Here is a 26604-nt window from a genome sequence, read left to right as displayed (position 1 = left end):
GTTGTGAAATACACCTATGTCTACACTGAATCAAATCCCATCCCGCTCCAGCGAGCATGCATACTGGGCCGGTATTTATGCCCGCCAGTCTGCTCGCGTCATCAGCAATAAAGCATTATATTAACAAGGTTATTTTATTTAATTACAAAACCTCGCACTCCTCCCGTTGAAATAATAATTAAGCAATATCCTGGTCAGCCAGCGACATCGCTTTGTTAGCTTGAGCGTTCAGGCAAAGCTCAAACCGGAGGTATTCTTTGCTGATTAAATTAAAGAAAGAACGAACGCATCAGGAGGATCGTCGTCTTGCCCTCTGGCTGGCGACCTCCGCGGGACTGCTGAATGCCATTGCGCTGGGCGCGTTCGGCTTTTTTCCCTCGCATATGACGGGCAATACCTCGCAGCTATCCAGCGAAGTTTCCTCCACCGATCTCAGCGATATTCTTTTCTTCGGCGCCATTATTCTTTCGTTTGTCTCAGGTGCCATCGCTGCGCGGATTATTGTTATCTGGGGGATTATCCATAACATCAGGCTGGTATTCAGCCAGGTTCTGTTTGTTGAAGGGCTATTACTGGCAGGGGTATCCCTGTACGAAATGTATTTTCACTCCTTTGCCACGAATCAGGAGATTATTATTTTCCTGTGCGGGTTGATGGGAATTCATAATTCCACCTCCACTCAGCTATCCGGTGGACGGGTAAGATCCACACACATCACCGGCACGCTGACCGATGCGGGCATTTCGCTGGCCTCCGTTATGGTCGCCATGCTGCGCCGGGATTATTCCAAAGATACGGCCGCGCAAAAGAGTCAGCTCAAAACCCATTTAACTACCCTTTTCTCCTTTATCAGCGGAGGTATCGCGGGGCTGATCCTGTTCAGAGAGTTTGGATTCCACGCGATGCTGGCGCTGGGCCTGATGCTGGTGGTCGTCGCCGCCTTCTCTATCGTCCGCATCTCGTGGCGGGTACGAAAAGTGCGCGCCGCGCTTAGTCGACAGGTTTAATCAGCACGCCTTACGTGACATTGTCACGTAAGGCATGCTTCTTTAAGACTATTCTGCCTGCCCACTGACAGCCCTTATGCCATAAGGCTTCACCCAGGTTGTCACTAATTTCATAGGGTTACTGTTTTACCCCCTTCGCTGGAACCCTTCCGTTTCGCTTGCTATAGGTGAAGTACCCCTGCCGAAACATGGCATAACAACAGGCAACCGGTGGTTGCTATAACGCATGCGCACAGGGAGACACACCGCAATGCACCCATTACTTAAACGTTCGCTGCTTTTTGTCGGCGCGATTATCGTGGTTCTCGCTCTCCTCACCTGGGGAATTGGACTGGAGACGATTAAGGCGCGCCAGGTTGACCTGATCTACCTCGGGCAACAGCACCTGATTCTGGTCTTTTCATCAATGTTCTTTGCCCTGCTGGTGGGCATTCCAAGCGGTATTCTGCTGAGCCGTCCGGCCGCGCGTGGTATCGCCGAATATGTGATGCAAATCTTTAACGTGGGTAACACCCTGCCGCCGCTGGCCGTTCTGGCGCTGGCGATGGTGGTGATTGGCATCGGTGATAAACCGGCCATTATCGCCCTCTTTCTGGCCTCTCTGCTGCCGATTGTGCGTAACACCTATGCCGGGCTGTGCTCTGTTCCCGCGTCGTTGCTGGAAGCGGCAAACGGTATCGGCATGACCAAATGGCAGCGCCTGCGTCAGGTTGAGATCCCTAACGCGTGGCCGGTGATGCTTTCTGGTATTCGCATTGCCACTGCGATTAACGTCGGTACCGCACCGCTGGCATTCCTGATTGGCGCCAGCAGCTACGGCGAGCTGATTTTCCCTGGGATCTATCTGAATGACTTTCCGACGCTGATCCTGGGCGCGGCGGCCACCGCCCTGTTCGCCCTGATTCTGGATACGCTGCTGGCGGCACTGGGTCGACTACTGAGCCCGCATCTCGCGCGATAATTATAACAAGGAGCTTCTATGAGACTGTTTTCCGGCCTGACGGCGCTATGCGCCGCCGCGCTCTTCACCAGCCAGGCGCTCGCCGCGCCGCTGATCCTGGCAACCAAGAGCTTTACCGAGCAGCACATTCTCTCGGCCATGACCGTGCAGTATCTGCAAAAGAAAGGGTTTCAGGTGCAGCCGCAGACCAATATTGCAACGGTGATTTCCCGTAACGCGATGATCAACAGGCAGATTGATATGACCTGGGAGTACACCGGCACGTCGCTGATCATCTTCAACCACATCAACAAACGCATGTCGCCACAGGAGTCATACGAGACGGTGAAACGCCTCGACGCGAAGCACGGTCTGGTGTGGCTTAAACCTGCCGATATGAACAATACCTATGCCTTTGCCATGCAGCGCAAGCGCGCCGAGGCTGAACATATCAATACCATGTCTGAGATGGTGGCAAAGATTGAGCAGATCCGTAAAACCGATCCGGATAACAACTGGCTGCTGGGCCTTGACCTGGAATTTGCCGGGCGCAGCGACGGGATGAAACCGTTGCAGGCGGCCTACAAGATGGAGCTGGACCGCCCGCAGATCCGCCAGATGGATCCGGGACTGGTCTATAACGCGGTGCGCGACGGGTTTGTCGATGCGGGGCTGATCTACACCACCGACGGGCGCGTAAAGGGCTTCGATCTTAAAGTGCTGGAAGACGATAAAGGCTTCTTCCCGAGTTACGCCGTGACGCCAGTTGTTCGAAAAGACACGCTGGAGGCTAACCCGGGGCTGGAGGAGGCGCTGAACACCCTCTCAGCCCAGCTCAATAACGACGTTATCACCGACCTGAATAAGAAGGTGGATATCGACCATCAGTCACCGCAGCAGGTCGCCCGTGATTTCCTGCGTAGCAAACAGTTGCTGTAGGAGGCGCTATGGAGACGATTCACTATATTCTCGACAACTGGGACTATCTCTTAACCCTGACGCTGCAACACCTGTGGCTGGTGGCACTCGCCGTCGGCCTGGCGATTATTATTGGCGTGCCGCTGGGCATTTTAATTGTCCGCCATAAATGGCTGGCAACGCCGGTGCTGGGGATTGCCACCATTGTGCTCACCATCCCGTCAATTGCGCTTTTCGGCCTGATGATCCCGCTCTTTTCGCTGATCGGTCAGGGCATTGGCGCCCTGCCCGCGATTACTGCGGTGTTCCTCTATTCGCTGCTGCCGATTGTGCGTAACACCCATACGGCGCTCGACAGCCTGCCCCCCGGCCTGCGAGAAGCGGGACGCGGCATCGGCATGACCTTCTGGCAGCGTCTGCGCTGGGTGGAAATCCCGATGGCGCTGCCGGTGATTTTTGGCGGCATCCGCACCGCCGTGGTAATGAACATCGGCGTCATGGCGATTGCCGCCGTGATCGGTGCGGGCGGGCTGGGCCTGCTGCTGCTTAACGGTATTGGCGGGAGTGATATTCGTATGTTGATTGCGGGCGCGCTGATGATTTGTCTTTTAGCGATTGTGCTCGACTGGTTGCTGCACCGTTTGCAGGTGGTACTGACTCCGAAGGGGATTCGATAATGATAAAACTGGAAAACCTCACCAAACAATTTTCACAGAAACACGGCCAGACGTTTAAGGCCGTCGACAACGTCAACCTGAACGTGCCTGAAGGGGAAATGTGCGTGCTGCTCGGCCCGTCCGGCTGCGGGAAAACCACTACCCTGAAGATGATCAACCGTCTCATTACGCCAAGTAGCGGGACAATCCTGATTAACAGCGAAGACACCAGCGGAATGGACACCGTGACCCTACGCCGCAACATTGGCTACGTGATCCAGCAGATTGGCCTGTTCCCGAACATGACCATCGAAGAGAACATTACCGTCGTGCCGCGCATGCTGGGCTGGGACAAGGCACGCTGTAAATCCCGTGCCGAAGAGCTGATGGATATGGTGGCAATGGATCCGCATAAATTCCTTCACCGCTATCCGCGCGAAATGTCCGGCGGGCAGCAGCAGCGTATCGGCGTCATCCGCGCGCTGGCAGCCGATCCTCCGGTCCTGCTGATGGATGAACCGTTCGGCGCGGTCGACCCGATCAACCGTGAGGTGATCCAGAACCAATTCCTTGAGATGCAGCGCAAGCTGAAAAAGACCGTGATGCTGGTGAGCCACGATATTGACGAAGCGCTGAAGCTGGGCGACCGTATTGCCGTCTTCCGTCAGGGGCGTATCGTGCAGTGCGCCAGCCCGGACGAGCTGCTGGCGAAACCCGCGAATGAGTTTGTTGGCTCGTTTGTTGGTCAGGACCGGACGTTGAAACGCCTGCTGCTGGTATCGGCGGGCGACGTCACCGACCAGCAGCCTACCATTACGGTACGCGAATCGACGCCGCTGCCGGAGGCCTTCGCCACCATGGATGACAACGATATTCGCGCCATTACCGTGGTTGATGAGCACGGCAAACCGCTCGGCTTTGTGAAGCGCCGCGAAGCGCGTAACGCCAGCGGCAGCTGCGGGGATATTCTGCATCCGTTCCGTATGACCGGTAAGGCCGAGGATAACCTGCGCGTGGTGCTTTCTCGCCTGTATGAGAGCAACACCAGCTGGATGCCGATTGTGGACGAGGACGGACGCTATAACGGCGAGATATCCCAGGATTATATTGCGGAGTATTTGAGTTCAGGGCGTACGCGCCGGGCATTAAATATTCATAGCGAGAGTTAAGCATTCAGGCCGGGTACTGCCCGGCCTTTTTCCGCACGCATACCTTTTGCTAACCTCCCGATTTCCCGCCACAATATTGTATCGTCCCCGTTAAATCACGACTTCATGCAACGTCTTCACGCTTACCCCGACATCCGCGCGATGTTTCGCCGTCTCCTGATTGCTACCGTCACCGGCGTGCTGGCGGCGCTGGCCGTTGCGGTGTTCCGCCACAGCATGTATCTGCTGGAGTGGCTATTTCTCAGCAACGAAAGCGGAAGTCTGGTGAACGCCGCAGCCGCGTTATCGCCCTGGCGGCGGGCGCTGACGCCTGCGCTAGGTGGTCTGGCCGCGGGGATGCTGCTGTGGGGATGGCAGCGCATGACGGCACAACGTCCCCACGCCCCGACCGATTATATGGAAGCGCTTGAGACGGGAGACGGCCAGTTTGACTACGGCGCCAGCCTGGTGAAATCCCTCGCGTCGTTGCTGGTGGTCGCCAGCGGCAGCGCCATCGGCCGTGAAGGCGCCATGATCCTGCTCGCCGCCCTCGCCGCCTCCTTTTTTGCACAACGTTGTACGCCAAAATCCGAATGGAAACTGTGGATCGCCTGCGGTGCCGCCGCCGGGATGGCCAGCGCCTATCATGCGCCGCTGGCGGGCAGCCTGTTTATCGCAGAGATCCTGTTTGGCACGCTGATGCTGGCCTCCCTCGGCCCGGTGGTGATTGCCGCTGTAGTAGCCCTGCTGACTACGCGCCTGTTAAGTCCCGGCGCGAATACGCTATATGATGTCCATCTCAGCGAGATGCTTACGGCGGTGGATTATTTCCTGATCGTTGGCGTGGGTCTGCTGGCTGGCGTTTGCGGCCCGCTGCTGATGTGGCTGATGGCGGCCAGCCACAGGATGTTTCTGCGTCTCAAACTTTCACCGCCTTGGCAGCTGGCGCTGGGTGGTCTGATCGTCGGGCTGCTGTCGCTGCTGACGCCGAAGGTATGGGGGAATGGCTATAGCGTGGTTCAGGCGTTTTTGCAGTCGCCGCCGCTGCTGTCGGTAATTGCCGGCGTCTTTATCTGCAAGCTGCTGGCGGTACTGGCAAGCAGCGGGTCCGGCGCACCGGGAGGCGTGTTTACGCCAACCTTGTTCGTTGGTATGGCAACGGGAATGCTGTTTGCGCAGATCTTTGCGCTGTGGTTTCCTGGCTCTGAGACGGCGATCCTGCTTGGGCTGGCGGGAATGGCGACGCTGCTCGCCGCCACAACGCATGCGCCAATCATGTCGGCCTTGATGGTCTGTGAGATGACCGGGCAGTATTTTTTACTTCCCGGTTTGCTGGTTGCCTGTGTTGTGGCGTCGGTATTGTCGAGAACGCTACGCCACGACTCGATCTACGGCCAGCATACCGCCGAAAGCCGAGAGATCGATATAGTGCGCTAATTCGCGCTGCTCTGCGCGGGGCAGATAAGGCAGTTCGCCTACCAGCGGGCCAGGCAGCTTTTTGCTCAGCACGTCGATGATTTCAGCGTAGTGCGCAAGGCCCGGGTTAATACGATTCGCCACCCAACCAATCAGCGGCAGGCCGTCATTAGCGATAGCCTGCGCCGTCAGCAAGGCATGGTTGATGCACCCTTCCTGGATGCCCACGACCATAATCACCGGCAATTGCTCCTGCACCACCCATTCGGAAAGGGGACGTAAATCGTTCATCAGGCTGTGCCAGCCACCGGTCCCTTCAACGACAACGTGGTCAACCTTTTCACTCAGATTTGCCAGGCCATCAGAAAGCAGGCTGTAGTTGATAAGCCCACTGTGAGCGACGCTGCTTTCCTCTTCGCTTAACGCGATAGGATTGACGGCATCATAAGGCAGTTCCAGAGACGAGACGCTTTGCAGAACCAGGGCGTCCTTATTGCGCAGCCCTTCTGGCGTCTCTTTACTGCCTTTTGCAACCGGCTTGTATCCTGCAACGCGTTTACCGCTTGCCGCCAGGGCCTGGAGTAACGCGCGGGATACGACTGTCTTCCCGACAGACGTATCCGTACCAGTAATAAAGAAACGCTTAAGCATGACTCATTCCACCTCTTGGGTATGCTTCAAAATATAAACCAGGTAAATAATTCAGTGGGGAAAGTCTACGGGATGCGTGCGCTACCGGGCTTGAGATAGCGCAATTTTTCGTACATCTCTGGAAAAGAGTTAGCCCTGTAGCAAACGAATCAGTAACGAGCCGTTGTACATCGCATCTTTTACCAGCGCGGCGCCGGCCATCGTGCCCTGGTTGGAAAATTGCGTACTTTCGACCACGATGTTTTTACTGTACGCGGGAAGCGCCTGCTGATTGATGCAGGCGGAAATCGCCGGAAAGAGGATATCCGCCGCCTGGCTGAGCGGGGAGCCGATCAGTATTTTTTGCGGGTTAAACAGGTTCACCATAATGGCCAGAATGCGCCCGACATTATTGCCCACGCCGGTAATAATGTCCTTCGCCAGCAGATCGCCCTGCCTTGCCGCAGCGCACAGTGCCTCGACGCTTAACGGTTGACCGTGCAGCGTGGAGCTCATCGACTGGCTGAGCCGCACTTGCGCCAGCTCCAGCACGCTTTCGACGCTGGCAATCGTCTCCAGACAGCCATGGTTACCGCAGTAGCAGCGTTTTCCGTACGGATCGACCTGCGTATGGCCGATCTCCACCAGGCTACTGCTGCCAGCATGCAACAGACGCCCGTCGGTAATCACACCAGCGCCAACGTTATGATCAATCACCACCTGAATCACGTCGCGCGCGCCCCGGGAAGCGCCAAACAACGCCTCCGCCATCGTCCAGGCGCTGATATCATGTTGAATGTAGACCGGTACACCGGTGTGGTTTTCCAGCACGTCGCCCAGCGGCATCTCTTTGACGTTTTCATAAAACGGCATGCGGTGCACAATGCCATTTTCGGTATCAATAATTCCCGGCAGGGTGATCGCAATCGCCGTTAAACGTTCAAGACGCTGCTGGTGACGAATAAAGAACTGGTCGATGTGGGTCAGAATGGCATCGAGAAGTGGTTGCTCTGCATTAAGCGGGAGTTCCAGCCGGTCTTCCACCACCAGCTTGCTGCTGAGGTCGCGCAGCGCGAGGAATATTTCCCCGCGGCTAATCCGCAGCGACAGGTAGTGCCAGGCTTCCGTTTCCACCACCAGCCCTACCGCCGGACGGCCACGACTGCCCGGCTCCTGAATTTCTGTCTCCTGAACCAGATGGGCTTCCAGCATTTCGCGGACAATCTTGGTAATACTGGCGGGTGCCAGTTGTGCCAGGCGCGAAAGATCGATACGCGAAACCGGACCAAGCTGATCAATCAGGCGATAAACGGCGCCCGCGTTGGTCTGCTTGATCTGATCGATATGCCCTGGCTGACTATCAGCAACCACCTCGTACTCCCTTATTTTCGAGCTTCGAAATAAACTGAGGGCTATGGTGAAGCACTTCAATGGCTGACGTCAAATTTTTACTTAGCCATGTGATTTACTGCACATTTTCGCCCACTTTTCCCTATAAATAACGCCCGCGAGAAGCGGTAATTAATTGTTCTTTGAAACGCTGTGCCGCATGGCTCTGTTCATGATGTTTAGACCACACCAGCCACATCTCTGAGACTGCATCCTGCTCGGCTATCTTCACCCAGCGCATTTCCGGCAATTGTACCCGTTTAAACGAGGCCGGGAGAATCGACACGCCAAGCCCTGCGGCAACGAGACCAATGATCGTCATGGCTTCCCCCACCTCCTGCGCGATAGTCGGGACAAGGCCATATCGCCGCATCAAACCAAGAATATCGTCATACAACCCGGTTCCCACCTGTGGGTCAAAAAAGACAAATGGCTCTTTCGCCAGTTCAGCCAGCGTGACGCTGTGCTGCGCGGCGAGCGGATGATCCCGGGGGATCATCGCCATCAGCGGTTCGCGCAGGATCACCTGCCACGCCAGGGTATCAGGCAACTGCGTGTTACGCATCAGCCCCAGATCGAGCGATCCTTCGTTAAGCGGCGATATCTGCTCGCGAGTATTTATTTCGCGCGTCTGAATATGCACATCCGGAAAGTTACGGCGAAACGAGGATAGCGTTTGTGAAACAGCGCTGATAAAGGGGGCCGATGAGGTAAACCCGATGCGCAGCTCTCCCGTCTCCCCGAGATAAAGCCGTTCCGCTCTGGCGGCGGCGTCCTCCACCATACTCAGGATCTGTCGGCTATCGGCAAGAAACTGTTTTCCCGCCGCCGTCAGGCTCACGCTGCGGTTGGTTCGCGCCAGCAGACGCGCCCCGACCTGCTGCTCCAGGATCTGTATCTGCTGGCTTAGCGGTGGCTGAGAGATATTCAGCCTTGCCGCCGCACGACCAAAATGCAGCTCTTCGGCGACGGCGACAAAATAGCGTAGATGGCGCAGCTCGATATTCATATTTTTAAAGTATCATTTGAGATTATTAATATATTAGACAGAATATTTACATTTTCCTACCCTAATCTTGTGGTCATACCCGTCACCAGAAACCACGGGGATGTTTAAGCAAGGATTATGTGTGAGCCGTACAACGACCGTTGATATCGCGCCGGCCAGCGACATTGATGATTTACCCGCAGCACCGCAGCCGGTTCAGTTTATTAAACGTGGTACCCCCCAGTTTATGCGCGTCACGCTGGCGCTCTTCTCAGCGGGTCTCGCCACTTTCGCCCTGCTCTACTGCGTTCAGCCGATCCTGCCGGTCCTGTCGCATGAATTTGGCGTGTCGCCAGCCAGCAGCAGTATTTCGCTCTCCATTTCAACCGGGATGCTGGCGATCGGTCTGCTGTTCACCGGGCCACTTTCGGATGCCATCGGGCGTAAGCAGGTCATGGTAACGGCGTTAATGCTGGCCTCCGTGTGTACCTTGTTGTCCACCATGATGACCAGCTGGCACGGCATTCTGATCATGCGCGCGCTGATTGGGTTATCCCTGAGCGGCGTGGCGGCGGTCGGGATGACCTATCTCAGCGAGGAGATCCACCCGAGTTTCGTGGCCTTCTCCATGGGGCTGTACATTAGCGGGAACTCTATCGGCGGGATGAGCGGACGCCTGCTCAGCGGTGTGTTTACTGATTTCTTTAACTGGCGCATTGCGCTGGCCGTTATCGGCTGCTTCGCCCTCGCTTCGGCGCTGATGTTCTGGAAAATCCTGCCGGAATCGCGCCATTTCCGCCCGACCTCCCTGCGTCCGAAAACGTTATTTATCAACTTTCGCCTGCACTGGCGCGATCAAGGGCTGCCCCGTTTGTTCCTGACCGGTTTCCTGCTGATGGGCTCGTTCGTGACGCTGTTCAACTACATTGGCTATCGTCTGATGCTTTCACCGTGGCATCTTAGCCAGGCATTAGTGGGTTTGCTCTCTGTGGCATATCTCACCGGGACATGGAGTTCGCCAAAAGCGGGCGCCATGACCGCGCGCTTCGGCCGTGGTCCGGTGATGCTGGTATCCACCGCCGTGATGCTGTTCGGACTGCTGATGACGCTTTTCTCTTCCCTGTGGCTGATTTTTGCCGGAATGCTGCTCTTCTCTGCGGGCTTCTTTGCCGCGCATTCCGTTGCCAGCAGCTGGATTGGCCCACGCGCGCGCCGCGCTAAAGGTCAGGCTTCGTCACTGTATCTGTTCAGTTACTATCTTGGTTCCAGCATAGCCGGTACGCTCGGCGGGGTGTTCTGGCATAACTACGGCTGGAACGGCGTGGGCGGATTTATCGCGCTGATGCTGTGCGCGGCACTGCTGGTGGGCGCGAGCCTGCATAAACGACTGCATTAACATTCAGCCCTCTTCGTGTTTAAATCGAGCCGATGCTAATTTTTGTCATCGGCTGATTCAGACACGAGGACTTCATGAAAAACAATAACTATCAACAACTCACCCGCACCTTCCAGCGCCTCTCCCGCTTCTCTCACCTCTCCTCCATCGCCAGCTGGGACATGTTCACCATGATGCCGCCAGGCGGCAGCGCCGCGCGCGGTGAAGCGCTGGCGGAGATGAGCGTCCTGCAACATCAGATCCTGACCGATAAAAAAGTGGGTGAATGGCTGGCGGCGGCGGCAGACGAAGATCTGAACGACGTTGAGCTGGCCAACCTGCGTGAAATGACGCGCCACTACCAGCAGGCAACTTTACTGCCGGAATCGCTGGTGGAGGCCAAATCGCTGGCGGGCAGCAGGTGTGAACACGCGTGGCGCACTCAGCGTCCGGCCAACGACTGGCAGGGCTTTTCAGCCAACCTGAAAGAGGTGGTGAAACTCAGTCGTGAAGAAGCCCGCCTGCGCGCTGAAGCTAAAGGCTGCACGCCTTACGACGCGCTGCTGGATATCTTTGAACCCGACATGACCAGCGCTCGCCTGGATGTGCTGTTCGGCGATCTGAAGTCCTGGCTACCGGAGTTGCTGGCAAAGGTTGTGGAAAAACAGGCTCAACGATCGTTCGTTCCGCCACAGGGTCCCTTCCCGACCGCCACGCAGCGCGAGCTGGGCCTGGAAGCGATGAAAATGCTTGGCTTCGATTTTAACGGCGGTCGTCTGGACGTTAGCGCCCACCCGTTCTGCGGCGGCGTGCCGGAAGATGTGCGTATCACCACGCGTTACGATGAAGGTGAACTGCTCAGCGCGCTTTTCGGCGTGATCCACGAAACCGGACATGCCCGCTACGAGCAAAACCTTCCGCGAGCATGGGCCGGTCAGCCCGTTGCGCTGGCGCGCTCTACGGCGATCCATGAATCCCAAAGCTTGTTCTTTGAAATGCAGCTAGGCCGCAGCGACGCTTTCCTGAAGCATCTGCTTCCGGCGGTTCATGCCCGTTTCGGCAGCCAGGCGGCATTTAGCGAAGAGAATTTCATTGCCTGGAACCAGCGCGTGAAGCCGGGCTACATCCGCGTTGATGCGGATGAAGTGAGCTATCCGGCGCATGTGGTGCTGCGCTATGAGATCGAGCGCGCGCTAATCAATGGCGAAATTGAAGTCGATGATATTCCCGCGTTATGGGATGAGAAAATGCAGGCCTGGCTTGGGTTATCCACCAAAGATAACTACCGCAACGGCTGTATGCAGGATATCCACTGGACCGACGGCGGTTTTGGCTACTTCCCGTCTTACACGCTGGGAGCAATGTATGCGGCACAGCTGTTCCATGCCGCCAAAACTGCGCTGCCCGGGTTGCAGGCATCCATCGCCGGGGGCGATTTCTCGGCGCTGTTTGACTGGCTGCGTCAGAATATCTGGCAGCACGGCAGCCGTTTCAGCACATCGCAGCTCATCACCCAGGCCACGGGTGAAGATCTGAATATCCGCTACTTCCGCGAACACCTGACATCCCGCTACCTATAACCGAATGCGCCGGGGATCTGCCCCGGCGTTGTACATACGGTTACACGCCGATACCAATCACTCACGGAAACCCCGAATTTACAGGGATATAGTTATTTCAACGGCCCCGCAGTGGGGTTAAATGAGAAACCAAATTCGAGGGTATGAAAATGAAAAAAGTATTAGCTCTGGTTGTTGCCGCTGCTATGGGTCTGTCTTCCGCTGCATTCGCGGCTGAAACTACCGCCACCGCAGCGCCTGCGGCTTCCACCGCTGCTCCGGCCAAAACGGTTCACCATAAAAAACATCACAAAGCGGCTAAACCAGCGGCAGAACAGAAAGCGCAGGCCGCTAAAAAGCACCACAAAAAAGCGGCAAAACCAGCGGTAGAGCAGAAAGCACAGGCGGCTAAAAAGCATCACAAAAAAGCAGCAAAACACGAAGCGGCTAAACCTGCTGCACAGCCAGCAGCGTAAGAGTACAAGCTTAACCGTGCCCTTCGGGGCACGTTGGTAAACCGGCGCTGAACGGGTTTGCGGTCAGCGCCGTTTTTTTATCCGGAGGGCGTATGCTGCGGCGCTATCGGTTTGAGTTCATTCTTATCCTGCTAATTTTATGCGCGCTCATCGCCAGCCACTTTTATCTTTCCTGAATGTAGCACGCTGATTTTACTCCCACTTTCTCGCCGTCGCGTCTATAGTATTTTTATAGGGATCACTTTTAATAATCATAATTACCCCCACCAGAGTGTGATATGCGTAAATCTGTTGTGTTGTTACTGGGAACGTTTAGCCTTTTTGCTGGCTTTTCACATGCGGATGATGGCGACGATGACGCCATTAGCGCCAAAGAGGTAAAGACGCTGTTTTTTGGTCATGACGATCGTACGCGTGTCACCGATCCTACTGAATCGCCCTGGGATGCAATCGGGCAACTGGAAACCGCCAGCGGCAATTTATGTACTGCAACCCTCATTACGCCACGCCTTGCGCTGACGGCGGGTCATTGCCTGTTAATGCCGCCTGAAGGCAAACCGGATAAAGCGATCGCCCTGCGCTTTGTGTCGCAAAAAGGAATATGGCGCTACGAAATTCACGGTATTGAGGGGCGGGTGGATCCGTCGCTTGGCAAACGCCTGAAACCGGATGGTGATGGCTGGATTGTGCCGCCCGGGGCGGCCTCCTGGGATTTCGGGCTGATCGTTTTACGTTATCCGCCGTCCGGGATCACCCCGCTGCCGCTCTTTGATGGCGATAAAGCCGCGCTCACCGCCGCCCTGAAAGCCGCCGATCGAAAAGTAACGCAGTCAGGCTACCCTGTTGATCACCTCGATTCGCTGTACACCCATACGGACTGCGTGGTGACGGGTTGGGCGCAAAACAGCGTGCTGTCGCATCAGTGCGATACGCTACCGGGTGATAGCGGATCGCCGCTGATGTTAAAAACCGATAACGGCTGGCAGCTGATTGGCGTTCAAAGTTCTGCGCCAGCGGCGAAAGACCGCTGGCGCGCCGATAACCGGGCGTTGTCGGTGACCGGTTTTCGCGACCGGCTGGAAGCCCTGGCGCAGCAGTAGGTCACTCAGGCCAGTTTAATCATGATCATGCCGGCGAGCAGTAATACCAGCCCTATCCAGCCTTTATTGTTTAAACGCTGCCCGAACATAATCCAGCCTGCCGCCAGGGTGGCGGCAATACCGAAGCCACCCCACAGCGCATAGGCCACGGACAGATCGATGCCTTTCACCGCCTGCGACAAGGCGCTAAACGCCCCCAGAACCGCGGCAATCGATAACAGGCCGTAGGCTTTGCGACGAAAACCGTCGGAGAACTTCAGAAAGACGTTCGCAATAATTTCCAGAACGATGGCGAAAGCCAGCCAGGCCGCGTGGATCCATTCAAACTGCTGCATGGGTCTGCTCCTTCTGCTGTTTTGCCGGTTTGCGTGTACCCGATTTAATCAGCACGATACCCGCGACCAGGGTCGTCAGCCCGGCAATTTTCATTGTCGTCAGGGTTTCATCAAATAACATGACGCTAAACAGCGTAATCAATAAAATACCAACACCTTCCCACAATGCGTATGCCACGCCCAGCGCGATTTTTTTAACCGCGAAAGAGAGGAAAATATAGGAAAGCGTAATCATGACCAGCATCAAAATAAAACCGGTGCTGCCATCACTCACGCTCGCCCATTTCATCGACAAGGTGCCGGTAATTTCAGCGACGATCGCCAGAGCTAATAAAATCCAGTAAAACATGTTTTTTCTCCTGCTTGAGAATATAATCCATCGAGGCTCACTGCGGACAGCAAACCAAAAAATTGGGAATTAAATCAATTAGCTAAGCGCATAGCGCCAGCTCAGGCAGAAGACGTGACTATAGCGCGGAACGCCAGTGTTGCTCACCAGAAAGCAGGCAGAGGGAGGTTGAAAACAGAGCAGAGTTGTTTGAAAAATACGTCCTGAACAAATTGTCCATAAAATTACAATTATCCGCGGTGTTGCTTCTCGTCTTTGCGGATGAAAATTGTCCTCGGTAGTTGAACACGCCTGATTTGTATCATAAGCCAGGAATTTACTCAAAGCCTTTTCATTTCTTTACCCAGTCTGTTTGATTTTGGTTAGTTTTTTTAATCCGCTTTCCCCTCTATTATAAATAAAAAACTGTTCAGGAACGTCCATGGCCAAACCTATTATCACCCTCAACGGGCTTAAGATCGTCATCATGCTGGGCATGCTGGTGATCATTCTGACCGGCGTTCGTTTTGCGGCCGATATCATCGTGCCTTTTATCCTGGCGCTTTTTATCGCGGTGATCCTCAATCCACTGGTGCAGCGAATGGTGCGTCTGCGCATCCCGCGTGTGCTGGCGATAAGCCTGCTTATCAGTATTATTATCGTTGCGATGGTGCTGTTAGTCGCCTATCTGGGAACCTCCCTGAACGAGCTGGCGCGGACGCTACCGACATACCGCTCTTCCCTGGCGACCCCGCTGCTGCAAATTGAACCCTGGCTGCAACGCGCGGGTATCGAAGTCTCGGTTGAGGAACTGCTTAAATACATCGATCCGAATGCCGCCATGACGATTGTCACCAGCCTGCTGGCACAACTCTCCAACGCCATGACCTCAATTTTCCTGCTGTTCCTGACGGTTGTGTTTATGCTGCTGGAAGTTCCACAGCTGCCTGCAAAGCTCCAGCACATCATGGTGCGTCCGGTAGAGGGGATGGGCGCCATTCAGCGCGCGCTCGACAGCGTTTCACGCTATCTGGTGCTGAAAACGGCCATCAGCCTGGTGACGGGATTAGTGGTCTGGGGGATGCTCGCCGCGCTGGATGTGCGTTTTGCCTTCGTCTGGGGGCTGCTGGCCTTTGCGCTCAACTATATTCCTAACATCGGCTCCGTGCTGGCGGCGATCCCCCCTATCCTTCAGGTGCTGGTTTTCAGCGGTTTGTATGATGCCCTGATTCTGCTGGCAGGCTATCTGGTGATTAACCTTGTCTTCGGGAACATTCTTGAACCACGGATAATGGGACGCGGGCTGGGGCTTTCAACCCTTGTAGTGTTCCTGTCCCTGATTTTCTGGGGCTGGCTGCTCGGGCCTGTCGGCATGCTGCTCTCCGTTCCGCTGACAATTATTGTCAAAATTGGCCTCGAGCAGACCGCCGGTGGGCAAAGTATCGCTGTACTGCTGAGCGACATGAGCCATAAGGCCGATTAATTGTCCATCGACAGCATGGGCTTGCCCGTTCTTCCCGCTTCGCGATAGTTGCCTACTGCCCGCTGCCATTCCGACAGCGGGTAGAGGGTGACATCGCTGCACTGACTGGCGCGCAGTTTAGGCCAGATGCGCCGAAACTCCGCCTGCCACGCCTCAGCGCTCAGCGCGTCCAGATAGTTACGAATGTGAAACCACGCCACGCACGGCAACGGCCGCTGCTGCCGGAAGGTCTGCCCGGAGAGCAGCCCGTAGCAGACAAAGGTGCCGGCTTCGGGCATCACGCTCAGGATCGTCTCCGCCAGGCTGCCGCCCGTGGCGTCGTACACCACGTCTGCGCGCGCGGCGGCAGCGTTGACGGCGGCCATATCGTGTTGCGCAATCGGGACGATCCCCTTTTCAGCCAGACGTTGAGCGTGCACGGGCGAGCGATGGATCCCGTAAACCGCCTCTGCACCCGCCTGGCGTGCCCATTGCCCGAGCAGAACGGCGCAGTCAGAACCGGCAGCGGTGAGCAGCACCGTTTTCCCGACCGGAGGATAGCGGTCCAGCATCATCTGTGCGGCAAGCGGATTGATATACGCCCGCGCGGCAAGAAGCGAGTCGACGTCGTCCGGGACGGGAACCGCATACGCCGCCGGGCAGTCGACATAGCGCTGCCAGGTTCCCTGCCCCCGTAACGGCAGGACCCGCTTGCCCAGCAGCGCCGGATAAGCGGCGGGCGTTTCGGTCACTATTCCGACCCCTTCATAACCGGCTATCGCAGGCAGCGGCGTGCGATGGCGATATGCCCCGGTGATGGGGATGAGATCGGAGGCGTTCACCGGAGAAAAAAGCATGCGCACACGTATCTCTCCCGGCTGTCGCGGGGACAATGGTGTGGTTTCTGCTTGCAGTACCGATTCAGGCTCACCAAACCGGCGATACCAGAGGGCCAGATTACGCATTGCGATCGCGCCATCCCATTTCCGGTGCGACATGTTTCAGGATGGACTCGATCACATGTGCGTTGTATTCCACGCCCAGCTGATTCGGCACGGTAAGCAACAGCGTATCCGCTTCCGCGATCGCTTCATCCTTTTTCAACTGTTCAATCAGCTTGTCTGGCTCTGCGGCATAGCTGCGTCCGAAAATGGCCCGCGTTTTCTCATCCAGATAGCCCACGCTGTCGCTCTCATTGCGGCTTGAACCGAAATACATTCGGTCGCGTTCGTCCATCAGGGCAAAAATACTGCGGCTGACCGAAACGCGTGGCTGACGGGTATGCCCTGCCTCAGCCCAGGCCTGTCGGTAGGCACGGATCTGTTTTGCCTGCTGAATATGGAACGGCTCGCCGGTTTCATCATCTTTCAGCGTTGAGCTTTGCAGGTTCATCCCCAGTTTTGCCGCCCATACTGCCGTTGCATTAGAGCCAGCCCCCCACCAGATACGATCGCGTAAGCCTTCTGAATGCGGCTCCAGACGCAACAATCCCGGCGGGTTTGGGAACATCGGCTGTGGGTTAGGCTTCGCAAACCCTTCACCGCGTAATACATCAAGCAGTACCTCAGTGTGGCGGCGCGCCATATCAGATTCGGTTTCCCCTTCCTGCGGCACGTAACCAAAATAACGCCAGCCATCAATCACCTGCTCCGGGGAACCCCGGCTGATACCAAGCTGTAATCGCCCGCCGGAGATGAGATCTGCCGCGCCAGCATCTTCCGCCATATACAGCGGATTTTCATACCGCATGTCGATCACGCCCGTCCCGATTTCGATACGTTTGGTTTTCGCGCCTATTGCCGCCAGCAAGGGGAATGGCGAACTGAGCTGGCGGGCAAAGTGGTGCACACGGAAATAAGCCCCGTCCGCGCCCAGCTCTTCAGCTGCGACCGCCAGATCGATGGACTGTAGCAGCGTGTCAGCCGCGGTTCGCGTGCCGGACTGGGGTGACGGCGTCCAGTGACCAAACGACAAAAATCCGATCTTTTTCATAGTGGAGTATCCTGATAAAGCATTGCGTTATCCCTACTCTACGCATTAACGAATGAGAATAAATGGTGATTATTTAACGGAATGCTTCAAATAAACTGACAGAAATACGCAAATCGCAGGCTGCCTTCCCGCAGAGGAGGCATTCTCCTGACATCTCATAATGGGATATAGTGTGAACTATTCTCTTTTTAACAGGTAACATCAGCAATGGCTCTGATCCCCAAAAACTACGCACGGCTGGAAAGCGGCTACCGTGAAAAAGCGCTAAAAATCTACCCCTGGGTTTGTGGACGCTGCTCGCGTGAGTTTGTTTATTCAAATCTTCGTGAACTCACGGTTCACCATATCGACCACGATCACACCAATAACCCGGAAGATGGCAGTAACTGGGAGCTGTTGTGCCTGTTTTGTCACGATCACGAGCACTCAAAGTACACCGAAGCGGATCAGTATGGCACCACCGTTGTCGCGGGTGAGGATGCGCAAAAAGACGTGGGTGTCGCCACGTTTAACCCCTTTGCCGATCTCAAGGCGATGATGGACAAGAAGAAGTAATATCGACGGCTTCACTGCCCATACCTGCCGTATGGGCACTTATATTCCTTAAACATTTCATTAAATACCCTTTCCGCCAGATTTGCCTCGCCGCCATTCTGGACATAACCCTCGCCCTCCTGCACCCGTACGACGTCACTCCTCGTTCCCCCTTGATCTTTGCTATCAATATACAATACTGTATATAAATACAGTATTTATTAACGGTGATCATAATGCAGTTTTTCACCCCACCTGGCGATACCAGAGCGAGCTGACCATGTTTGCACTGTGTGATGTGAACGCTTTCTATGCTTCCTGTGAAACGGTTTTTCGCCCGGACCTGAAGGGACGACCGGTGGTCGTGTTGTCCAATAACGATGGGTGCGTCATCTCTCGCTCCGCTGAAGCCAAACCCTTTGTGAAAATGGGTGAACCGTACTTCAAACAGAAAGATCGCTTCAGGCATCATGGCGTGGTTTGTTTCAGCAGTAATTATGAACTTTACGCGGATATGTCCAACCGGGTAATGAACACGCTTGAAGAGATGTCGCCTCGTAGCGAAATATACTCCATTGATGAGATCTTTTGCGATCTTACCGGGGTACGTAATTGTCGCGATCTTTCCGATTTTGGGCATGAAATGAGAGCGACCGTACTGCAACGCACCCATCTGACCGTCGGGGTGGGCATCGCACCCACAAAGACGCTGGCGAAACTGGCAAATCACGCGGCAAAACGCTGGCAGCGCCAGACGGGAGGCGTTGTTGATTTATCCAATGTGGATCGTCAGAGAAAGCTGATGGCGGCGCTACCCGTCGAAGACGTTTGGGGGGTAGGACGTCGCATAGCGAAGAAGCTTGAGATAATGGGGATTAAGACCGTCCTGCAACTGGCAGACACCGATATCCGGTTCATAAGAAAACATTTCAATGTCGTGCTGGAGAGAACGGTGCGTGAATTACGGGGCGAACCGTGTCTTGAACTGGAAGAGTTTGCCCCGGTAAAGCAAGAAATTGTCTGTTCGCGCTCGTTTGGCGAACGCATCACCGAATATGACGATGTACGCCAGGCCATCTGTAGTTATGCTGCCCGGGCGGCAGAAAAACTTCGCAATGAGCATCAGCATTGCCGCTTTATCTCCGTATTTGTTAAAACCTCGCCCTTCGCACTTAACGAGCCATATTATGGCAATAGCGCGTCGGTAAAACTGCTCACCCCAACCCAGGATAGCCGGGATATTATCGGCGCATCAGTTCGTTGTCTGGATGCGGTCTGGAAGAACGGCCATCGGTACCAGAAAGCCGGTGTGATGCTGGGAGATTTTTATAGCCAGGGCGTCGCGCAACTTAATCTATTTGACGACAACGCACCCAGGAAAAACAGCCAAAAGTTAATGGATGTATTAGACCATCTGAATGCTGAAAATGGCCGTGGCACGCTTTACTTCGCGGGACAGGGTATTCAGCAACCGTGGCAGATGAAACGGGAAATGCTTTCACCCCGCTACACAACCCGCTTTGCGGATCTCCTCACTGTTAAGTGATATTAACAATTGCTGCTAAGTTGTAAATTTCTCCTTGCCGGACCGGACAAATCGGTTATCGTGCCAGGCAACTTTCACAGCAATAAAAGACAGTGGGATGCGCTATGGCGATTTTTGATGGTCACAATGACCTGTTGCTTAATTTATGGCTTCACCATCGCCAGGATCCGGTAACGGCCTTCTTCTCCGGCATTGAAAACGGACACCTCGATTATCCGCGCATGCAGCAAGGCGGATTTTCCGGCGGGCTGTTCGCGCTGTTCGTGCCGCCGCAGGAGTATATCGCCCGCATGGCGCCACAATACGCCTGCGAGCCGTGGCAGCCGGTCGACATTCTCTGGCAGCAGCTGACGATCCTTAAGCAGCTTGTCGCCCACTCCGACGGCCGGGCGCGATTGTGCCTGAGCGCGGCGGATATCGAACGCTGCCGTCAGGATAAGGTGCTGGCGATGGTAGCGCATATTGAGGGCGCGGGCGGTTTTGACGGCGAGGGAGGCGATCTACAGGCTTTCTATGCCGCCGGGGTGCGTAGCATTGGGCCTTTCTGGAACATTGCTAACCGTTTTGGCACCGGCGTTAACGGGGCGTTTCCCGGCAGCCCGGACAGCGGCCCAGGGCTTACCGCAGAGGGTATCGCCCTCATTAAGCACGCTAACGCCCTGAACATGCTGATTGACGTTTCGCATATGAATGAAAAGGCGTTCTGGGATACCGCTCGTCATTCCTCATCACCGCTGGTCGCCACCCACTCCAACGCCCATACGCTGTGCCCGCAACCGCGCAATCTGACCGATCGGCAGCTGCTGGCTATCCGCGACAGCGGCGGCGTGGCTGGCGTCAATTTCGGCAACGCGTTTCTGCGCGCCGACGGTAAACGCGATAGCGATACCCCGCTGAGTACGATTGTTCGCCATATCGACTATCTTATTAACATCATGGGTGACGATCATGTCGCGCTGGGCTCCGATTTTGACGGCATTACGTTGCCTGATGACTTACACGATGTGAGTGGTTTACCACGGCTAATCAGCGCGTTGCGTGACAGCGGCTATGATCAATTTGTGCTGAATAAGCTGCTGTGGGGTAACTGGCAAAAGGTATTGCAAAATGTTTGGCAACAATAGGTTACGTTGTAAACATTAAGTTAATTCCTTACATCTTTCGGGTTGAGCTTTGCCCTCCTGTGACGCATTATTTGATGACCATCACAAAACTGGCACAAACAATGGCGTTGGTGCTGCATTTTTAAAGAGGAAAAAACGATGTGGAAGAAACCTGCTTTTATTGATTTACGTCTTGGCCTGGAAGTGACCCTGTACATTTCCAACCGCTAATCGCTCTGCCCGCCATCCGTGCGGGCATTTTTGTTTGACTACCTGGCTCATCTTCATGTTTATTAAAGTCCTCGGTTCCGCCGCTGGCGGTGGTTTCCCCCAGTGGAACTGTAACTGCGCCAACTGTCAGGGTTTGCGCGACGGTACCCTTCAGGCGACCCCTCGCACCCAGTCGTCGATCATCGTCAGCGATAACGGCAAAGAGTGGGTGCTGTGTAACGCCTCCCCCGATATCAGCCAGCAGATTGCCCATACGCCAGAACTGAATAAGAAAGAGGTTCTGCGCGGCACGCATATTGGCGGCATTATTCTCACCGATAGCCAGATTGACCACACCACCGGGCTGCTCAGCCTGCGCGAGGGGTGCCCACATCAGGTATGGTGTACGCCGGAGGTGCATGAAGATCTTTCCAGCGGATTCCCGATTTTTACCATGCTCCGGCACTGGAACGGTGGCCTGATTCACCACCCGATCGCGCCGCTCACCGCCTTTAGCGTGGAAGCCTGCCCTGATTTGCAGTTTACCGCTGTCCCCATCGCCAGTAACGCACCGCCCTATTCGCCGTGGCGCGACCGCCCGCTGCCGGGGCATAACGTGGCGCTGTTTATCGAAAACCGCCGCAACGGTCAGACGCTGTTCTACGCACCGGGTCTCGGTGAACCCGATGACGCTATCCTGCCGTGGCTTAAAAAGGCGGACTGTCTGCTGATTGACGGCACCGTCTGGCAGGACGATGAACTCCAGGCCACCGGCGTCGGGCGCAATACCGGCCGCGACATGGGCCATCTGGCGCTCGGCGATGAACACGGCATGATGGCGCTGCTGGCCTCGCTGCCGGCAAAGCGCAAGATTCTGATCCACATTAATAACACCAACCCGATCCTTAACGAGCAGTCGCCGCAGCGTCACGCCCTTGCGCAGCAGGGAATAGAAGTGAGCTGGGACGGGATGAACATCACGCTTCAGGACTAACTATGCACATTCGCGAAACGCTCTCGCCGCAAGAGTTTGAGCACGCCCTTCGGGCGAAAGGCGCCTACTATCATATTCACCATCCGTACCATATCGCGATGCATAACGGCGAGGCCAGCCGCGAGCAGATCCAGGGCTGGGTGGCGAACCGGTTTTACTACCAGACGACGATCCCACTGAAAGACGCGGCAATTATGGCGAACTGCCCGGATCCGCACACGCGTCGCAAATGGGTGCAGCGGATCCTCGATCACGACGGCAGCAACGGTCATGACGGCGGTATCGAAGCCTGGCTACAGCTGGGCGAAGCCGTGGGGCTCAGCCGCGAGGACTTAATCAGCGAACGCCACGTGCTGCCCGGCGTCCGTTTCGCCGTCGACGCTTACGTTAACTTCGCCCGCCGCGCCAACTGGCAGGAGGCTGCATGCAGTTCGCTCACCGAACTGTTCGCCCCGCAAATCCATCAGTCGCGTCTCGACAGCTGGCCACAGCACTACCCGTGGATCAAAGAGGAAGGCTATTTTTATTTCCGCAGCCGCCTCAGCCAGGCCAGCCGCGACGTTGAACACGGTCTGGAGCTGGCGAAGCGTTATTGCGATAGCGCGGAAAAGCAGAATCGGATGCTGGAGATCCTTCAGTTCAAACTCGATATCCTGTGGTCGATGCTCGACGCGATGACCATGGCCTACGCGCTACAGCGTCCGCCTTATCACACGGTCACCGACAAAGCGGCCTGGCACACAACCCGACTGGTATAAGCATGCAAAAAAACTCCATCGTCGCCTTTCGTCGCGGCTATCGCCTGCAATGGGAAGCCGCTCAGGACAGCCATGTCATCCTCTATCCGGAAGGCATGGCTAAACTCAATGAGACCGCCGCCGCGATCCTCGAACTGGTCGATGGCCAACGCGACGCGGCGGCCATCATTGCCATACTCAACGAACGGTTCCCGGAAGCCGGCGGCGTGGATGACGACGTCGTAGAATTCCTGCAAATTGCTTATCAACAGAAGTGGATTATTTTCCGTGAGCCAGAATAAACCTGCCGTCAATCCACCGCTGTGGCTGCTGGCGGAGCTGACCTATCGCTGTCCGCTACAGTGTCCTTACTGCTCTAACCCGCTGGACTTCGCCCGGCAGGATCAGGAGCTGACCACTGAACAGTGGATTGAGGTTTTCCGCCAGGCGCGGGCGATGGGCAGCGTGCAGATAGGTTTTTCCGGCGGCGAACCGTTGACGCGTAAAGATCTGCCGGAGCTGATCCGCGCCGCCCGCGATCTCGGTTTTTATACCAACCTGATCACCTCGGGAATTGGCCTGACGGAAAGCAAGCTCGACGCATTCAGCGAGGCCGGTCTGGACCATATCCAGATTAGCTTCCAGGCCAGCGATGAAGTGCTCAACGCTGCGCTGGCGGGGAATAAAAAAGCCTTCCAGCAGAAGCTGGCGATGGCCAAAGCGGTTAAAGCGCGCGATTACCCGATGGTGCTGAATTTCGTCCTGCACCGGCATAATATCGATCAGATCGATAAAATCATCGAACTGTGCATCGAGCTGGACGCCGACGACGTCGAACTTGCCACCTGCCAGTTCTACGGTTGGGCGTTCCTTAATCGTCAGGGGCTTCTGCCGACGCGGGAACAGATTGCCCACGCGGAACGCGTGGTTGCCGAATATCGGCAAAAAATGGCCGCCAGCGGCAATTTGACCAACCTGCTGTTCGTCACTCCCGATTATTACGAGGAGCGGCCCAAAGGCTGCATGGGCGGCTGGGGGTCGATTTTCCTCAGTGTAACCCCGGAAGGCACGGCGCTGCCCTGCCACAGCGCGCGTCAGCTGCCGGTGGAATTCCCCTCGGTGCTTGAGCAGAGCCTGGAATCCATCTGGTATGACTCTTTCGGCTTCAACCGCTATCGCGGATTTGACTGGATGCCGGAGCCGTGCCGCTCCTGCGATGAAAAAGAGAAAGACTTCGGCGGCTGCCGCTGCCAGGCCTTTATGCTCACCGGGAATGCGGATAACGCCGATCCGGTGTGCAGCAAATCGCCGCATCATCATAAAATCCTCGAGGCGCGACGCGAAGCAGCCTGTAGTGATATGAAGATCGGTCAGCTTCAGTTTCGCAACCGAACCCGTTCTCAGCTTATCTATAAAACCCGGGAACTGTAACGATAATGACCATCCGCATCGTGGAACTGGCAGGCGGTTTACGCGCAACGCTGGTGCATCAGCCGCAGGCGACACGCGCGGCGGCGCTGGCGCGCGTGAGTGCCGGAAGCCATCACGAGCCACCGCGATTCGCCGGTCTTGCGCATTTACTTGAGCACCTGCTGTTCCGCGGTAGCCAGCGCTATCAGGGCGATGATCGACTCATGGCCTGGGTCCAGCGCCAGGGCGGCAACGTCAATGCCACCACGCTGGCTCGCCACAGCGCTTTTTTCTTCGACGTTGCCGCCGATAACCTGTCCGACGGCGTCGCGCGACTGCGGGATATGTTGCAGGCGCCGCTGCTTTCCCGGCAGGACATCCAGCGCGAAGTGGCGGTCATTGCTGCGGAAAACCGGCTTATCCAGCAGCATGATGCCGCCCGGCGCGAAGCCGCGGCGCGCCACGCGATGGAACAACCGGAGGTTTTTCGCCGTTTTCAGGTGGGTAGCCATGATTCTCTGGGGCAAGACACGGGATCGCTGCACGCCGCGTTGCGCGACTTTCATCGCCGCTATTATGTGGCCGGACACCTGCAATTGTGGCTACAGGGACCGCAAACGCTGGATGCGTTAGCCGAGCTTGCCCATACGTTTGCGACAGGTTTTGCTTCAGGTGGCGTGCCTGAAGCCGCCCCCCCGTTACGCCTTAGCGCTGAAGCAGATTATCAGCTGGCAGTGACGGAGCGACCCGCGCTGTGGCGCTGTCCGTTGATCCGAAAAAGTGACAACGTCACCTTGCTTCGGGAATTTTTGCTGGACGAGGCCCCCGGAAGCCTGATTGACGGGCTGCGGGCGCGCGGGCTGGCAGAAGAGGTATCGCTGGACTGGCTTTATCAGGATGACGATTACGGCTGGCTGGCGCTAACGCTTGACGGCGAACGGCCCGAGGCCATAGACGCGCAAATCACGCGCTGGCTGCGGGCCCTACAGCAAACGACGCAAGAGCAACAGCGGCATTATTATCGGCTGGCACAGCAGCGCTTTAGCGCCCTGTCGGCCCTTGACCAGCTTCGCCAGCGGGCGTTTGGTTTTGCGCCCGGCGCGGCGCCGGTTGATTTTTCCGCCTTCTGTGCCGACTTACTGGCGGCGCCCACCTCATATCTGGCCTGCAAAAAAATGGAAGCCGCCGGGACAATTTCCAGCCAGGGATTTGCCCTGCCGCTTAGCCACTGGCGTCGCCAGCCGGTTGCGGATGAGAGCCCCATCGCGTTTTCCTTCTACCCGCAGGCTGCCCAATATTCTGCCCCAGCCCTGACGCCAGAAGCCGTTCCGCTGCTGCATTTACCGGCGCAGGCACAACCGCCGACGTTGATCCTCCGCAAGCCTTTTTATTCGCGCGTAAGCGAGTCACAGGGGGTGGCGATCGGCAAACAATTACGCCCTCTTCTGGCTGAAATGCGCCATATCGGCGGCAGCGGCGAGTGGCAAACGGTTGACGGTAGCTGGCAGCTAACCCTGCGGCTTCCTGACGCCGTGGTGATGGCGGAACCCATCATCGGGGCGATAATCGATCGCCTCTCCCGCCCCACACCGGCTATTACGCCTGCGCCAGATGGCATTGCGATCCGTCAGTTGCTTAAGCAATTGCCTGAACGACTGGCATCGGAACCGTCACGGAATGGCTGGCTGGCGGCGTTAGCTGGCGGCAGCGCCGGACACGCGCACGGGTTAGCCCGGCAGCTTGGCCTGCTCCGGGCGCCGGTTAACGCTAAGCCGTTGCCGTTAAGCGATTGTCCCGGCGGGGTCGAACACATTCCGCACGCCAGCGCGGATTCGGCGCTGCTGGTGTTTATTCCCCTGCCGCCGGGTGCGTCGCTCGCCGCGCTGCGGCTGCTGGCGTTATGCTGCGAACCGCGATTTTTCCAGCGCCTGCGCGTGGAACAGCAGATTGGCTACGTGGTCAGCTGTCGTTATCAGCGTATTGCCGATCGCGATGGCCTGCTGCTGGCGTTACAGTCGCCTGATCGTTCTCCCGTGAACCTGTTGGGTTGCTGCAAACGATTTTTGCGAGAGCTGACGCTGTGCGATGAATCCGAGTTCAGCCTATTGCGACAGCAGCTGGCGACGCAGATCCGCTCACCGATGGATGCCAGCGCCACGGCAGTGGCCGCCCTGCGCCAGCGCTATGGTTTGCCGGTGTTAACGCCGCAGGCTATTGATGCCCTGCAACCTGACGAGATAGTCGCGCTATGGCGCGAGATGACTCGCCGTCGCCGTCGCTGGCGGGTGCTTTTCACGGGCTGACCGGAACCGCAGCTTTCTTCCTGTGCGTGGTTTTTAGTCAAAAAAAAG

28 protein-coding genes are annotated in these 26604 nt (G+C 56.3%); 21 read left to right on the top strand and 7 right to left on the bottom strand.

Annotation, left to right across the window (positions count from 1 at the left end; genetic code table 11):
- Positions 1-257 precede the first annotated feature (257 nt).
- From L384_RS05930 to clcB, 6 genes are all read left to right on the top strand, one after another.
- Complete coding sequence (locus L384_RS05930) at positions 258-1007, top strand: YoaK family protein (protein WP_003857441.1); 750 nt, start codon at positions 258-260, stop codon at positions 1005-1007.
- 250 nt (positions 1008-1257) lie between these two features.
- Complete coding sequence (gene osmY, locus L384_RS05935) at positions 1258-1968, top strand: osmoprotectant ABC transporter permease OsmY (protein ID WP_003857442.1); 711 nt, start codon at positions 1258-1260, stop codon at positions 1966-1968.
- Positions 1969-1986: 18 nt separating this feature from the next.
- Positions 1987-2886: an osmoprotectant ABC transporter substrate-binding protein OsmX gene (gene osmX / locus L384_RS05940; RefSeq protein ID WP_023324570.1), complete on the top strand. Its 900-nt coding sequence runs from the start codon at positions 1987-1989 to the stop codon at positions 2884-2886.
- 8 nt (positions 2887-2894) lie between these two features.
- The gene (gene osmW / locus L384_RS05945; protein WP_006808875.1) at positions 2895-3542 is read left to right on the top strand and encodes an osmoprotectant ABC transporter permease OsmW; all 648 of its coding nucleotides are present in this window, start codon (positions 2895-2897) and stop codon (positions 3540-3542) included.
- Entirely contained in the window at positions 3542-4690 is a 1149-nt protein-coding gene (gene osmV, locus L384_RS05950; RefSeq protein ID WP_023324569.1) for an osmoprotectant ABC transporter ATP-binding protein OsmV, read from the top strand. Before osmW ends, osmV begins: the two co-directional genes overlap by 1 nt.
- Before the next feature lie 105 nt (positions 4691-4795).
- Complete coding sequence (gene clcB, locus L384_RS05955) at positions 4796-6106, top strand: voltage-gated ClC-type chloride channel ClcB (RefSeq protein WP_023324568.1); 1311 nt, start codon at positions 4796-4798, stop codon at positions 6104-6106.
- On the opposite strand, the gene bioD is transcribed toward clcB, so the two are convergent.
- The 3 genes from bioD to L384_RS05970 all read right to left on the bottom strand — a co-directional run bounded on the left by bioD (position 6041) and on the right by L384_RS05970 (position 9113).
- Positions 6041-6736 carry a dethiobiotin synthase gene (bioD, locus tag L384_RS05960; RefSeq protein ID WP_023324567.1) on the bottom strand — a complete coding sequence of 232 codons (696 nt, stop codon included), beginning with the start codon at positions 6734-6736 and terminating at the stop codon, positions 6041-6043. The two genes, clcB and bioD, sit on opposite strands and share 66 nt — an antisense overlap.
- Before the next feature lie 129 nt (positions 6737-6865).
- Positions 6866-8086, bottom strand: a complete 1221-nt coding sequence (gene mlc / locus L384_RS05965; protein WP_003857451.1) for a sugar metabolism global transcriptional regulator Mlc — start codon at positions 8084-8086, stop codon at positions 6866-6868.
- Positions 8087-8207: 121 nt separating this feature from the next.
- The gene (locus tag L384_RS05970) at positions 8208-9113 is read right to left on the bottom strand and encodes a LysR family transcriptional regulator (RefSeq protein ID WP_003857454.1); all 906 of its coding nucleotides are present in this window, start codon (positions 9111-9113) and stop codon (positions 8208-8210) included.
- Between the two features lie 121 nt (positions 9114-9234).
- On the opposite strand from L384_RS05970, the gene L384_RS05975 reads away from it, so the two are divergent.
- The 5 genes from L384_RS05975 to L384_RS05990 all read left to right on the top strand — a co-directional run bounded on the left by L384_RS05975 (position 9235) and on the right by L384_RS05990 (position 13602).
- Entirely contained in the window at positions 9235-10488 is a 1254-nt protein-coding gene (locus L384_RS05975) for an MFS transporter (RefSeq protein ID WP_003857455.1), read from the top strand.
- A gap of 74 nt (positions 10489-10562) precedes the next feature.
- Positions 10563-12047 carry a carboxypeptidase M32 gene (locus tag L384_RS05980; protein ID WP_023324566.1) on the top strand — a complete coding sequence of 495 codons (1485 nt, stop codon included), beginning with the start codon at positions 10563-10565 and terminating at the stop codon, positions 12045-12047.
- 149 nt (positions 12048-12196) lie between these two features.
- Entirely contained in the window at positions 12197-12502 is a 306-nt protein-coding gene (gene asr / locus L384_RS05985; protein ID WP_003857459.1) for an acid resistance repetitive basic protein Asr, read from the top strand.
- A gap of 92 nt (positions 12503-12594) precedes the next feature.
- Positions 12595-12678 (top strand): small membrane protein YdgU, encoded by an 84-nt coding sequence (locus tag L384_RS22920; RefSeq protein WP_057979992.1) that lies wholly within the window; start codon positions 12595-12597, stop codon positions 12676-12678.
- 102 nt (positions 12679-12780) lie between these two features.
- Positions 12781-13602, top strand: a complete 822-nt coding sequence (locus L384_RS05990) for a trypsin-like serine peptidase (protein WP_003857461.1) — start codon at positions 12781-12783, stop codon at positions 13600-13602.
- A 5-nt stretch (positions 13603-13607) separates the two neighbouring features.
- Here L384_RS05990 and mdtI read toward each other — a convergent pair whose 3' ends face one another.
- Both mdtI and mdtJ read right to left on the bottom strand, forming a co-directional pair.
- Positions 13608-13937: a multidrug/spermidine efflux SMR transporter subunit MdtI gene (mdtI, locus tag L384_RS05995; RefSeq protein WP_003857463.1), complete on the bottom strand. Its 330-nt coding sequence runs from the start codon at positions 13935-13937 to the stop codon at positions 13608-13610.
- Positions 13924-14286 (bottom strand): multidrug/spermidine efflux SMR transporter subunit MdtJ, encoded by a 363-nt coding sequence (mdtJ, locus tag L384_RS06000; RefSeq protein WP_003857465.1) that lies wholly within the window; start codon positions 14284-14286, stop codon positions 13924-13926. The genes mdtI and mdtJ overlap by 14 nt, the downstream gene beginning before the upstream one ends.
- Positions 14287-14707: 421 nt before the next feature.
- On the opposite strand from mdtJ, the gene L384_RS06005 reads away from it, so the two are divergent.
- Positions 14708-15748, top strand: a complete 1041-nt coding sequence (locus L384_RS06005) for an AI-2E family transporter (protein ID WP_003857467.1) — start codon at positions 14708-14710, stop codon at positions 15746-15748.
- On the opposite strand, the gene L384_RS06010 is transcribed toward L384_RS06005, so the two are convergent.
- Together L384_RS06010 and L384_RS06015 are read right to left on the bottom strand one after the other, a co-directional pair.
- Positions 15745-16692 (bottom strand): zinc-dependent alcohol dehydrogenase family protein, encoded by a 948-nt coding sequence (locus L384_RS06010; RefSeq protein WP_032628222.1) that lies wholly within the window; start codon positions 16690-16692, stop codon positions 15745-15747. The two genes, L384_RS06005 and L384_RS06010, sit on opposite strands and share 4 nt — an antisense overlap.
- Positions 16685-17719 (bottom strand): LLM class flavin-dependent oxidoreductase, encoded by a 1035-nt coding sequence (locus tag L384_RS06015; RefSeq protein WP_003857470.1) that lies wholly within the window; start codon positions 17717-17719, stop codon positions 16685-16687. The genes L384_RS06010 and L384_RS06015 overlap by 8 nt, the downstream gene beginning before the upstream one ends.
- Positions 17720-17926: 207 nt before the next feature.
- On the opposite strand from L384_RS06015, the gene yajD reads away from it, so the two are divergent.
- The 9 genes from yajD to pqqF all read left to right on the top strand — a co-directional run bounded on the left by yajD (position 17927) and on the right by pqqF (position 26556).
- Entirely contained in the window at positions 17927-18274 is a 348-nt protein-coding gene (yajD, locus tag L384_RS06020; protein ID WP_003857471.1) for an HNH nuclease YajD, read from the top strand.
- A 259-nt stretch (positions 18275-18533) separates the two neighbouring features.
- Positions 18534-19799 carry a Y-family DNA polymerase gene (locus L384_RS06025; protein ID WP_023324564.1) on the top strand — a complete coding sequence of 422 codons (1266 nt, stop codon included), beginning with the start codon at positions 18534-18536 and terminating at the stop codon, positions 19797-19799.
- Between the two features lie 104 nt (positions 19800-19903).
- Complete coding sequence (locus tag L384_RS06030) at positions 19904-20923, top strand: dipeptidase (RefSeq protein WP_003857474.1); 1020 nt, start codon at positions 19904-19906, stop codon at positions 20921-20923.
- 138 nt (positions 20924-21061) lie between these two features.
- Entirely contained in the window at positions 21062-21133 is a 72-nt protein-coding gene (pqqA, locus tag L384_RS22085) for a pyrroloquinoline quinone precursor peptide PqqA (RefSeq protein ID WP_002905689.1), read from the top strand.
- Positions 21134-21188: 55 nt separating this feature from the next.
- Positions 21189-22106, top strand: a complete 918-nt coding sequence (gene pqqB, locus L384_RS06035; RefSeq protein WP_003857504.1) for a pyrroloquinoline quinone biosynthesis protein PqqB — start codon at positions 21189-21191, stop codon at positions 22104-22106.
- A gap of 2 nt (positions 22107-22108) precedes the next feature.
- Positions 22109-22864, top strand: a complete 756-nt coding sequence (gene pqqC / locus L384_RS06040; RefSeq protein WP_003857506.1) for a pyrroloquinoline-quinone synthase PqqC — start codon at positions 22109-22111, stop codon at positions 22862-22864.
- Positions 22865-22866: 2 nt separating this feature from the next.
- On the top strand, positions 22867-23145 hold the full coding sequence (gene pqqD / locus L384_RS06045; protein ID WP_003857508.1) for a pyrroloquinoline quinone biosynthesis peptide chaperone PqqD: 279 nt from the start codon (positions 22867-22869) through the stop codon (positions 23143-23145).
- Positions 23132-24274, top strand: a complete 1143-nt coding sequence (gene pqqE / locus L384_RS06050; protein ID WP_023324563.1) for a pyrroloquinoline quinone biosynthesis protein PqqE — start codon at positions 23132-23134, stop codon at positions 24272-24274. The genes pqqD and pqqE overlap by 14 nt, the downstream gene beginning before the upstream one ends.
- A gap of 5 nt (positions 24275-24279) precedes the next feature.
- Positions 24280-26556, top strand: a complete 2277-nt coding sequence (gene pqqF / locus L384_RS06055; protein WP_023324562.1) for a pyrroloquinoline quinone biosynthesis protein PqqF — start codon at positions 24280-24282, stop codon at positions 26554-26556.
- Positions 26557-26604: the final 48 nt, after the last annotated feature.

The sequence above is a fragment of the Enterobacter sp. MGH 38 genome (genome assembly GCF_000492855.1).
Classification (GTDB): domain Bacteria; phylum Pseudomonadota; class Gammaproteobacteria; order Enterobacterales; family Enterobacteriaceae; genus Enterobacter; species Enterobacter hormaechei_C.
The sequence above is the reverse complement of the archived record's forward strand: the minus strand, read 5'-3'. Positions and strand labels throughout refer to the sequence as shown.